The following is an 836-nucleotide window of genomic DNA, read 5'->3' as shown; positions in this document are numbered from 1 at the left end:
GCTGGCGACCGTGTTGTTAAAGCAAAAGATGGTAAATATTACAAAGCTGATGAAGTAAAAGCTGATGGTACTGTAAAAACTGCTGAGGAAAACAACGGTAAAGCACCAGAAGAAGTGAAAACTCCACAAGCTCGTTTAGTAAATCCTAATGGAGAAACTACAGCGCCTACTACCTTGTCCAATATTGCAGATGGCAAAGTAGCAGCAAACTCCAAAGATGCTGTAAACGGCGGTCAATTATATACTGCTAAATCTGAAATTGGCGCTATCATTGGTGGAACTACAATTGCAGCAGATGGAACTATAACAGGTCCAAAATTCAACGTTACTAAAGCAGATGGTACAACAGAAGAAGCTGGGACTATTAAAGAGGCAATCGAAAAATTAGATGCTACCAATGCTGGACAAAATACAGCGATTACTAATTTGGACACAAGAATTACTAACTTAGTAGACGGTGGTATGACATTCAACGGTGATGATGCAACAGCAGATAAAGTAACTCGTAAATTAGGAGAAACTTTAAACATCCACGGTCAAAACAATATCACTGTGAAAAAAGATGCTACTGCAGCAGATACATTAAATGTAAAACTTGCTAGTGATTTGAAAAATATTACATCTATCAGCAGTGGAGATGGTACAACAGGCTCTAAAGTTACATTAGGTACAGATGGTGTATCTATTGCTAATACAGCAGCAGGTCAAGGTGGAGCAGCAGGTGACACTAAAACTGTAACAATCGGTAAAGATGGCATTAATGCTGGTGGTATGAAAATTACTAATGTAGCGGATGCAGAAAAAGATGGCGATGCAGCGAACAAAAAATATGTAGA

General features: G+C 38.6%; 1 protein-coding gene. It reads left to right on the top strand.

The window, feature by feature from the left end; genetic code table 11:
- The coding region (locus tag EO119_RS08130; RefSeq protein ID WP_371666348.1) for a hypothetical protein at positions 1–836 on the top strand (836 nt) is incomplete at both ends.

It is taken from the genome of Veillonella sp. CNR 79/14 (assembly GCF_003992185.1).
Classification (GTDB): domain Bacteria; phylum Bacillota; class Negativicutes; order Veillonellales; family Veillonellaceae; genus F0422.
This window is presented reverse-complemented; position numbering and strand designations above follow the sequence as displayed.